Source organism: Donghicola eburneus, assembly GCF_900115865.1.
Taxonomy (GTDB): domain Bacteria; phylum Pseudomonadota; class Alphaproteobacteria; order Rhodobacterales; family Rhodobacteraceae; genus Donghicola; species Donghicola eburneus.
In genome coordinates, this window is record NZ_FOXY01000031.1 from 1 (window position 1) to 9,295 (window position 9,295).

General features: G+C 60.1%; 9 protein-coding genes. 5 read left to right on the forward strand and 4 right to left on the reverse strand.

The window, feature by feature from the left end; translation table 11 throughout:
* Window positions 1–820: 820 nt before the first annotated feature.
* The gene (locus BM225_RS20980; protein ID WP_092465481.1) at window positions 821–1,081 is read left to right on the forward strand and encodes a WGR domain-containing protein; all 261 of its coding nucleotides are present in this window, start codon (window positions 821–823) and stop codon (window positions 1,079–1,081) included.
* A 146-nt stretch (window positions 1,082–1,227) separates the two neighbouring features.
* Here the strand turns inward: BM225_RS20980 and BM225_RS20985 are convergent, their stop codons facing one another.
* From BM225_RS20985 to BM225_RS21005, 4 genes are all read right to left on the reverse strand, one after another.
* The gene (locus tag BM225_RS20985; RefSeq protein ID WP_092465472.1) at window positions 1,228–1,593 is read right to left on the reverse strand and encodes a hypothetical protein; all 366 of its coding nucleotides are present in this window, start codon (window positions 1,591–1,593) and stop codon (window positions 1,228–1,230) included.
* Window positions 1,594–2,210: 617 nt separating this feature from the next.
* A complete protein-coding gene (locus BM225_RS20990; RefSeq protein WP_092465473.1) occupies window positions 2,211–2,549 on the reverse strand; it encodes a hypothetical protein in 339 nt (112 codons plus the stop codon).
* Between the two features lie 1,161 nt (window positions 2,550–3,710).
* Entirely contained in the window at window positions 3,711–4,223 is a 513-nt protein-coding gene (locus BM225_RS22460; RefSeq protein ID WP_420809873.1) for a plasmid mobilization protein, read from the reverse strand.
* A 272-nt stretch (window positions 4,224–4,495) separates the two neighbouring features.
* Window positions 4,496–4,663 carry a ribbon-helix-helix protein, CopG family gene (locus BM225_RS21005; protein WP_245780573.1) on the reverse strand — a complete coding sequence of 56 codons (168 nt, stop codon included), beginning with the start codon at window positions 4,661–4,663 and terminating at the stop codon, window positions 4,496–4,498.
* A 128-nt stretch (window positions 4,664–4,791) separates the two neighbouring features.
* Between BM225_RS21005 and BM225_RS21010 the strand changes: the two genes are divergently transcribed.
* The 4 genes from BM225_RS21010 to BM225_RS21030 all read left to right on the forward strand — a co-directional run bounded on the left by BM225_RS21010 (window position 4,792) and on the right by BM225_RS21030 (window position 9,219).
* On the forward strand, window positions 4,792–5,313 hold the full coding sequence (locus BM225_RS21010) for a hypothetical protein (RefSeq protein WP_092465476.1): 522 nt from the start codon (window positions 4,792–4,794) through the stop codon (window positions 5,311–5,313).
* Window positions 5,314–5,430: 117 nt separating this feature from the next.
* Window positions 5,431–6,381, forward strand: a complete 951-nt coding sequence (locus BM225_RS21020; RefSeq protein ID WP_143095441.1) for a GIY-YIG nuclease family protein — start codon at window positions 5,431–5,433, stop codon at window positions 6,379–6,381.
* 81 nt (window positions 6,382–6,462) lie between these two features.
* Window positions 6,463–8,511, forward strand: a complete 2,049-nt coding sequence (locus BM225_RS21025) for an AAA family ATPase (protein WP_092465479.1) — start codon at window positions 6,463–6,465, stop codon at window positions 8,509–8,511.
* A gap of 66 nt (window positions 8,512–8,577) precedes the next feature.
* Window positions 8,578–9,219: a Fic family protein gene (locus BM225_RS21030; RefSeq protein WP_092465480.1), complete on the forward strand. Its 642-nt coding sequence runs from the start codon at window positions 8,578–8,580 to the stop codon at window positions 9,217–9,219.
* Window positions 9,220–9,295: the final 76 nt, after the last annotated feature.

Sequence of the window (9,295 nt, forward strand, 5' to 3'; positions counted from 1 at the left end):
TGGGAAACGATAGCCTTTCAGGCGCGGCATCTCAGCTGGTATCATCATGCCAAAACGCTAGACGCCCTCAGGTGCTTCAGCAAGTTGGCAATGCCAAACGGAGAATTACCCCACATAGGTGGGGATGTTCCGAGTATCTGAAATAAATTCCAGAACCTGTAACAGGGTTGATTAAACCGGAATTTAGAATATCCGCGAAAGCGGCGCTCGACATACCCCGTGCAAGGCGGGGACACGCCCCGTGCAAGGTGGGGAGATAGACCTGAGAGAACTGTTCATGTTCTCTCAGGTCTATCAATTTTTTCCCATATTCGAATATGCCGATTGTTGGAGGAGATCTCTAAGTTTTCGATGTAAACCTATTCATTCAACCGCGAGTAACGGCTATATTTGCTTCGTCAAAAGACGGAGGCCAAAGAATTGGCTGCGTTGTCATCATTTCTCTTTTTTCAGAGCACGGTATCACACGCTGGCAGGATCGCTCGCAGGGAAATAGGCGTTGAAACGCTTTGGATTTGCGCCACGAAACATCATGGATCATGGATCATGGATCATGTGGGCCGCATGCGCTCTTTTGCTATCTGCTAAAGACGCTGAAACGCCTTATTGCGACAGGACTCAGAGGATGGGCACCAGCGACCGCCGTTCGATGCAGGAGTGTCGGCCTAGTGCTGAATATCAGTAACAGCGCCTAAATTGGGGATGGTATACCATTTTGAAGATGGGCTCCCGTCTACCATCACGGCCCTGAATCGAATGCGGTGATTGGATTCAGGAATTGAATTGGACTGCGCTGGGGCAGGGGGACATACTCTATGCCATGCCACAGAGCCCTGCACCCCTTCACCTGACCCGTCGCGACCCATCCTGTAATATGTCGAGGTTTTATGCGCTGTCTCTAGAGCCGACTCTATTTGGAGAGGTCATGCTGATCCGGACCTGGGGTCGTATCGGGACAAGTGGGCAGGTAAAGGTGCAAACATTTACTCAGCCAGCGGAAGCAATTGATGCTCTGGACAGGCTTCGGCATCAGAAACTTAAGCGCGGATATCGCGCTGAGAGTGACATCGCCGATGCATAGTTTTCCGGCGTCGCACGATAGCAGGAGCCTCGGCTGAGACCGGACTACTGGCCGCCTGCCGAGGTTCTCTTGGTTGAAGGAATCCTGTCCTCAACGATGCATCTCCGAGAGCGCCAAAACGCTCTCGTGATCGTTTTGGCGCTCTTCTACCAGGAGGATGTATAGAGAACGCTATACCCGTCAGCGAGGGCTTTGCGGGCCAATGCGACGAATTCGAGATCGCCAATTTTCTCGGTCTCGTCAGGGGCGTCGAAATAAAGTCCAGCCGTTTCCAGCAAGGCACTTGCTTTGATAATTATCTGAAGCACATCCAGGTCTTGAGCGTTCAGTGCCACGGTCGCGCCATTGAACATCCGATCCGTGCCACCTTTCATGAAATAGAGCTCTTTCATCCATGCGTGCAGGCCGAGGTGTTTGCGCCACGAGTAGAGGTCATCAACCTCTGCAGGGTTGCAATCGGCCTCGCGTGCGAGGGGCTCTTTGGTGATCATCGCGTACATATCCAGACCCAAATTTTGACTCCGCTGTTTTGTCTGCCAAATGCGGGGTGATCCCGCTCTGGACGAGATGCCTCCGTCTCGTCAGTTTCAATATAAGGGCTGTTTTTTCAGAAGACTCGCGCGTCCTGAGAGTTATCCACATAAGCTTCTTGGCGGGTGCAGGAGCTCGGTCCAACGCCGCCGCAGCATTGGCCCGATCGGTTTTGTTCGGCTGCAGCTTCGCGAATGCTGTCTTAAAATGTATGGTGCCAGGGCAATGACCGACTGAGTGCTACGCCTCAAAACCTCAAAGAAGATCTCAGTTTTGTCGCGCGCCGTTGTCGCTGGCGAGCCCTCCCTGCGGCGCGCGCCAGCCTGTCGCCGCCCCGCAGGTCTGAGACAGACACGGGGCGGACGATCCGAGTTCTATTGAGGGCTCTCCGCCGCGCCTTTGAGGGATGCGGGTGCGGGTTTTCGCAACGTGCTGGCAACACGCGCTTCCCATTCAGCGTCCGGAGAGTGATCAGTAACTGGAACCCATACCGCACGATGACTGGTCTGAACAAAAATTCCCTCAGTTCCTGCTGCATCTGATCCCCAAGCTAGCGTACAGGCCCCAACCCATCTGCGCGCCAGACGCCCGACTTCTCTCAGCCATCGGCCTCGGCTCCAACGGGCTGGAACAACAGATCCAGCTGCGCGTCCAATCGGACCTGACGGTAGATCACCTCCTCGAGCAGCGTTCCGATCCGGTCCTCGACGAGGGCCAAATCCGAACGGGAGGGTGCTTCGGCGAGTTTCGGCACCGCTTGGGTCAGGTTCTCGGCCGCCGATGTCATCGCGCGCTCGATCTGGGAAATGTCGATCAGAAACTGATCCAGCCTGTCGGCGAGGGGATGGCCCTCGCGATCGAGCATTTGGCGCAGCAGGTCGATCAGGGTTTCTATCCGAGAAAGGAGGTGTTGGTCTTGGAGCGGCATATCGGTCATTGAGTTCATTCAGCATTGCCACGATGGTGCGGAAGCCATCTGTGGGGTGTTTCAGGAGGGTTTTCGCGAGCCAGTGAGACCGGATGGTGAGGCGAGTACGGGCGGCGATCCGCTCCAACGCACGCATCAGGATCTCGCGCGGCGATCCTGCAGGGCGCGTGCTGCTCAGAAACTGCATTGGGTCGGGCGGATCGACCCAGCTCCAAGCGCGGAGGCGCCGATTTGCCTCCCAGCGCCGCGCAATGGCCTCATCAAGGCGCATCGGGGCCTCCAGGATTTCAAATTGCCTTGCGCGGATGGCGTCGAATGGATCGATCGCGTCGTCCTCGCCGCCGCGCAGAACGGCACCGGTGAACGTTACATGTTGCCCGGGTCCGGTAAGCGGGCCGCAGGTGAGGCCGCGCCGGCTTTGACTGGTCACGCCCCAATTGTGGCAGGCGAGCCCCGCGTTGAGCCGCGCGACGATCTCGTCGCGATCTCCCTCGGTGTCGCGGGCGGCGGCGCGGCAGAGGCGCCAAGCCTGGAACCAAGGCGCACTTAGATCGAACCCGCGTGCCCCAGAGGATTTGGCGCGGCGGATTTCTGCCGTCTCAGACACCATCCACCCTGGGGCCGTCAGCCACTGCCGGCGCAGGGGATCGCGCGGATCTGCCCATCCGTACTGGTCATTGAGCACATCGACGAGGGCGTTCCACCCCGCTCGACTGGCGGCGGTAGGAGGGTTCGGGTTCATCGCATAGAGCCGCGCGCCTGGCATGCCCGCGGCTCTGGGGAGTGTAATGCTAAGTTCGACACGGCCTGTATGTGTCTGAGCCGCGACCAAGATTGGCGGTCGCGCCCGCGCGGGGATGCCGCAATATGCAAATGCGACGCACAGATTGGCAGCGTTACGCAAACTGTTCCGCGCCCCAGAATCGCCGCGCCGGAATGCTTCAACACAGATGTCCTCCTGCGCGAAACTAAGCGTTGCAACGGCGTATCGGCACTGGAACGGGAGCGCATTGGTGTATTGGGTCACCAGCTGCGCATTGCCAGAGAGGGTTTCTGGTGCGGGGCTCCGAACGACAGAATGAGGGCGTCCGGCGAGCGGCTTGGTGACCACGGGCGCGGTGAGATAATCGACCGCCGCGCGGACATCGTTTTTGCCGTGGGGTGACCATGTCAGGAGCATGAAACCGCCTCATCAGCTCTCCGCTCTGCCAGTGCGGACTGGAGAACCGCGTCAAGTAGTGCCGAGACCTCCGTCAATCTGGCCCCTATGGTGGCTGCGTCTGTGTCGCGGTCAAACCGGGCTTGGTCCGCAATTTCTGCGAGCAGCCCATGACACGCGGTCAAGAGGCGAATGACCTCGGTCCGCTGTGGGTCCGGCGCCGGGAATTTGCGCGACTGTGCGGATTGCACGACGAATGCCGACACCGACAATTGTGCCCGGGCCGCTGCGGATTGCACGCGAGACCATTCCTCATCTGTCGCGTGGATGCGTCGCCCCTTGGTTGGGGCATTCCGATGATATCTATGGCTCATAGTCGCTGTCTCGATTACGGGCCCGCCGTGGGACCCTTGCTGTTCACGCCGTCGAGCTGAACGCCCGTGGCAGAAACAACATCGCACGACCTGCGGCCGCCGCAGCGGCACCCGCGCGTAGAACTGTGGACAAGTGGGGCCACCCGCCATCCATCGAGAATGGTATCGGCCTTTATTTTAGGGGGGAGGACAGATGTCTAAGGGCAGCGCAGCACATCTAAAAAATCTGCCAGCCTCCGCCCTTGAGGGCTAAGCACCACCAATTCGAGGTGGCAGTGCACAAAGTTTTTCAAGGATTTTCCAGATTTGGAATCAGGGCCATCCCCGCGGAATACGGTCACACTTCAAGGGTAGAGGTTGCCCCTCAGTGGGACTGGTTTCTCTGACCGACATCGGCAGACCGGGCGTTGTCATCATGCCGCTTATTCGCCGATCTTGTGCTGATCGAGCCACTCTGTGAGCATGCGCCGGATAATTTCCGGGCGCGTCGGTAGATCCGGCGCCTGGCGCCGCGCCTCATCGATCCTTGCGAGCAACTCGGCGCTCATACGGACCATCTGCGGTTCCATGACGTCTTTTTTCGCGGACATGACGAATTTCTCCTTAGCAAGGCTTGCGAAATCATGTAATCGCGATTACATTGTAACTGCGGGACGGTCAAGTGTTGGCGCACTCAACCGCCCCTCACCACACGCAAACCTGTATCAGAGGTTCACACATGGCTACTGCCGTTGCTATCACGCGCCTTGCGCAAACGAAATCCACACGAGACTATAGCGCACATATTTTGCGCCGGAATTTTCTCCAACTGCTGACGGACATCGACGCGGCGACCGCAGCCGAGCTCGAACTGGCCTGGGCCTCCGAGGGACTGCCTGGGGGTATGGGTGATCCTGCGGTCTCTAAATATCTGCGCGAGTCAGAGGCGGCCTGGGACCGGGTGACCGACTGTCTGGCGGCGACCACTGCAGCGGCGACAGGCATGGGAAACAGCTGTGTCCTACGCAAAATGACTTATTGTCTCCGCTCGGTTCTCTCCTCCGAGTCTGCTGGCGAATTTGACCGCGAAATCGCTGCGGCGCGCCGGTTGATCGCCGAGACCTGCATCCTGCCCAATGCTTCCGTCGCGGACCGGGATTTTTTCACGGTTCTGCAGGCGGTCGCGGCGCGTCTCGACGGCCTCGATAGCCTTGATCTATTCCGATCGGGCGCACCTGACCCGCAGCCCAATCTGCACTGAGCCAGGTCCGGGTGGTCCTCTGAACAGTGTGACCGCCCTTATTGGTCCAAAGCCGCCCTTTTCGAGTGCGCCCATCGCGGGCGCACCCATTGGTCATGTTTTTTCGGGAAATTTCAAATGCCCCTCGTTTACTATTCGCGGCGCTCTCGCCGCGCACCTGCGCATGTCGCACACATCCTCATTGATCACCGTCTGGCGAAACCGTCTTGGCACAGCTTGGCCAGCCAACACGGGTACCGCTATTTTGGACGGGACCCGAAAATCCGGACGCAGGTCTATCTGCGTTGCCTCTCCTGCGACGGCGTCATGGCGGTGCATACCCATGTGCTCAGGACGGCGCGGCCGGAATGCACCTCCTGTTATCTCAGGGCGATGGCGCGAGAAGCCACCGCTGCAGGACTGGAATTTCTCCGGCCCTGCCCACACGACAGCCATCGCGGGATTTACCGCGCGTCCTGCGGACATGAGGTCTCGCGCCAACGGGTGTTTGTCCAGAAAATCGGGGCTGGCGAGGTCGCGCTCCGGTGCGAAACCTGTTTGGAACATAGAAATGCCGCTGAGGCGCGAAAACATGGCTGGATTCTGCTTGGCGCGCCTGCGAACGGCGATCCCAACTATCGCCGGTATCTGCACTATGGATGTAGCCACCAACAGGATATCACCGTTGGCAACATGCTCTCGGGGCGATTTGCCTGTCATAGCTGCTCCGAGGGTTGGCTGTCGGATACCAGTTATATCTATCTCGATTATTTTGAGCTGCCGGATGGGGCCGGGGAGTTCGTCAAAGTCGGCATGAGCCGGCGGCCGGAGGCGCGCCTGCGACACCAGTTTGATCTGGCCGATGGCGTCCATGCGGAGGTGCTTGAGAAAATTCGATTCGACACCGGTGGAGAGGCCCTCAGAGCGGAGAAACAAATCCACAAAACCCTGCGGGATGCGCATCCCGAGTGGGTGGTCAGCCCGGAGGAACTCGATTGGATCGGGGTCTCGACCGAGGTCTACCGGATTGAGGCGCTGCCGCGCATTCGCGAGCTCTTCGCCGATTTGAGAGCCCGCACAGAGCCTTAAAGCCTGCCGATCCCCGCATGCTGTCTCCGTCAGGCGCGCCTGACGGAGACCCTCGCCACTTTGCGCATTGGAGCAAAATTTATGTCATCTCCGTCCCACCCAATTCGGTTCATGCGCCGCGTTCTGCCGGACATGGTGAACCCGCCAGACAGCGGATCTGTGCTGCAACCGGTCGGAAAAATGCTTATGGCGGCGCGGTTCCTCACGGCAATTGGCATACCAGAGGCCGCGCGTGCCCTGGATACACCAATGACCGTCACCCTCCTCTGTCATGAGGACAGCGAGGTGCGGGTCCATTTCGCCTCTGCCGCGGAAGCTGTTTTTGCCGCCCTGTCTGACGGTGTGGCCCGCAATCTGATGGCAGATCTCTGCGTGGTCACGTTTGAAGGTTCGGGAAGCCGCGACCAGAGACACTTGAGCAAACAATTTCACGCAGCGCTCGACACAGCCCTCCTCCGCGGCAAAGCCGTGGTCGCGGTCGTTCGCGACGAGGGGGATCTCTCAGATGCGGGGCGCCTCCTCCTATCTCGTACATATCGTCTGCCCCCGCTCTCTGGCACCATGGTAGCCGAGGTCATGCGCGCCCTCGGGCATGCCCCCTCGCGCAAACTGGCAGCGCGCCTGTCGGAGGCGGACGATGCCATTGCATGCCTGCCGGGCGCGGCGATCATTGGGGCGCTGCGGCTTGAGACAGCCGGTGGTATGGTCCGCACGATCCTAGACGCAGCCCGCCGCCTCAAGGGACCGGAAAAACCCGATCTGACCCTAGAGGATCTGCACCTCTCCGATGAACTCGAGGGGCATTTGCGTGGCATCGTTGCCGACCTCAATGGGTGGCGGGCTGGCGCGGTGGCATGGGAGGATGTGTCCTGCAGTACGCTGCTCTACGGCCCGCCCGGCTGCGGCAAATCCTCCGTCGCGTTGGCGCTCGCGGGCTCTGCGGGGCTGCGTTTCGTCAGCGCGACCTATGCCGAGGCGCAGGCCGCAGGCTCTTTGTCAGACTATTTCGCCGCGATGGAGCGACGGGCCAGAGAAGCAATCGCCCACGCGCCGAGCCTGTTTTTTGTCGATGAGATCGATTCATTGCCAGACCGATCGGCTCAGGGTGGGCACAATGAATCCTATGTGACCGCGGTAGTTAATCATGCGCTGGAGCTGTTTACGCGGCTTCATCGGACACCCGGTGTTGTGGTGATGGCGGCCAGTAACCACATCTCTAAAATCGATCCCGCACTGATCCGCGCCGCGCGCCTCGACACACATTTCTATGTGGGTCTCCCGGATCGTGCGGGCATCGAAACGATCCTCCGAAAACGTCTGGCCTCCGCCGGAGCGGATCTTGATCTCGCGGCCATGAGCCGTTTGCTGGTGGGCCAATCAGGGGCCGATGTTGTCACTGCGGCGACCAAAGCCCACGCGATTGCGCGCCGCGCAGGCCGTTCGATCACGGATGCGGATCTGATGCAGGCCATTCGTGAGAATGGGCGAGCCGCTGCCGAGGCGCCATTGGAGAGGATTGCGCTCCACGAAGCCGGCCATGCGGTTGTGTGCGTGTCGGTCGGTCTCCCACCGCCGGAGCGCGCGATTGTCTCTGCGCGAGAGGCTCATGTCGCCTCCACGCCCCCATTGACGCTTGGCCCGCGCGAGGTGGAGCAGTTGATGGCGACCCTACTCGGAGGGCGCGCCGCGGAGATGCTGATCTTGGGAACCTCTTCATCGGGGGCAGAGACGGACATCGCTCAGGCGACAGAGTTGGCACTCGCGGCGGAAACCCGGCTCTGTGTGGGTGCCATTATGCCCGTCTATTTGCCGTATTCGGCTGACCGACCGCAGACATGGCCGCCGGAAATTCATACGGCGGTTCGGAAACAGTTGTCCGCAGCGCAGCAACTCGCATTTCAAGCCGTGCGGCGGAATGAAGCGGTCCTGCGGGCGCTTGCAGATGCCCTGCTCGCCGCGCGCGAACTCAATGCGGCGGATCTGGAACGGTTGCTGCGATCCGTGGTTCATGTGCCACTCCCGTCGGATTGGGCGCCAGCGCTCCCCGTGGAGTTGTTCGCAGGCGACGCCTCCTCTGACCCAGCAGAGCAGACCTCCGACGCTCGGACCCTGCCAGGGCGCGCTCCTTGAAATTACGGTGCAACGGGGGAGCAGCCCTGCGTTGTTGCACCGCTCGGCAGAACGAGGATCACCAACATGGCACTTGAAACCCCCGCCCGTTTGGAGCCCTGCGGCCTAGAGGAGACGGTCCCGAGCGCGCTCTTGGAACTGGTCCATGAACTCCGGTCTGCAGCAAAAGACCTCGGGACACGGCTGAATACCGGTGTTGCGGCGGAGCTGCGCGGAATGATGCGTATCGCGAATGCGCAGCATTCGAACCGTATCGAAGGCCGAATTGCCGAGCCCACCGATATCGAGCGGGCGCTGGCAGGGCGATGGGCCGATGTGGAACACCCGGACATGGTGCAGGAAATCGTCGCCCACGTTCATGTGCAGGCTTGGGTTGATGCGCAGGCGGTTGAGGGCACGCTGCCCGCACCGACATCCGCAGCGTTCATTCAGGAATTACACAGGCGTCTCTACGATCGGATGCCCCCCGCGCTGCGTGTTGCCGAGCACGGGCATCTCAGCCGCGAGATCCTGCCGGGAATATTCCGGGACGCGGGCCACGATGTGACGGTTGGTGCTCACATGCCGCCCTCCGGACAGAGGATCGCGGCGTTCATGGCTCATTTCGAGCGCCGCTATAGTGGTCTCACCCGCGGAACCACCGGACGCTGTCTTGCGATCCCCGCTGCGCACCATCGATTTTGCTACATGGCATTGCCAACTTGCTGAAGCACCTGAGGGCGTCTAGCGTTTTGGCATGATGATACCAGCTGAGATGCCGCGCCTGAAAGGCTATCGTTTCCCA

Coding starts and splice junctions, on each gene's coding strand:
- BM225_RS22460 (WP_420809873.1), bottom strand. CDS start 4,223: ATGGCGGGTGGCCCCACTTGTCCACAGTTCTACGCGCGGGTGCCGCTG.
- BM225_RS20980 (WP_092465481.1), top strand. CDS start 821: ATGCCACAGAGCCCTGCACCCCTTCACCTGACCCGTCGCGACCCATCC.
- BM225_RS20990 (WP_092465473.1), bottom strand. CDS start 2,549: ATGACCGATATGCCGCTCCAAGACCAACACCTCCTTTCTCGGATAGAA.
- BM225_RS21030 (WP_092465480.1), top strand. CDS start 8,578: ATGGCACTTGAAACCCCCGCCCGTTTGGAGCCCTGCGGCCTAGAGGAG.
- BM225_RS21005 (WP_245780573.1), bottom strand. CDS start 4,663: ATGTCCGCGAAAAAAGACGTCATGGAACCGCAGATGGTCCGTATGAGC.
- BM225_RS21025 (WP_092465479.1), top strand. CDS start 6,463: ATGTCATCTCCGTCCCACCCAATTCGGTTCATGCGCCGCGTTCTGCCG.
- BM225_RS21020 (WP_143095441.1), top strand. CDS start 5,431: ATGCCCCTCGTTTACTATTCGCGGCGCTCTCGCCGCGCACCTGCGCAT.
- BM225_RS21010 (WP_092465476.1), top strand. CDS start 4,792: ATGGCTACTGCCGTTGCTATCACGCGCCTTGCGCAAACGAAATCCACA.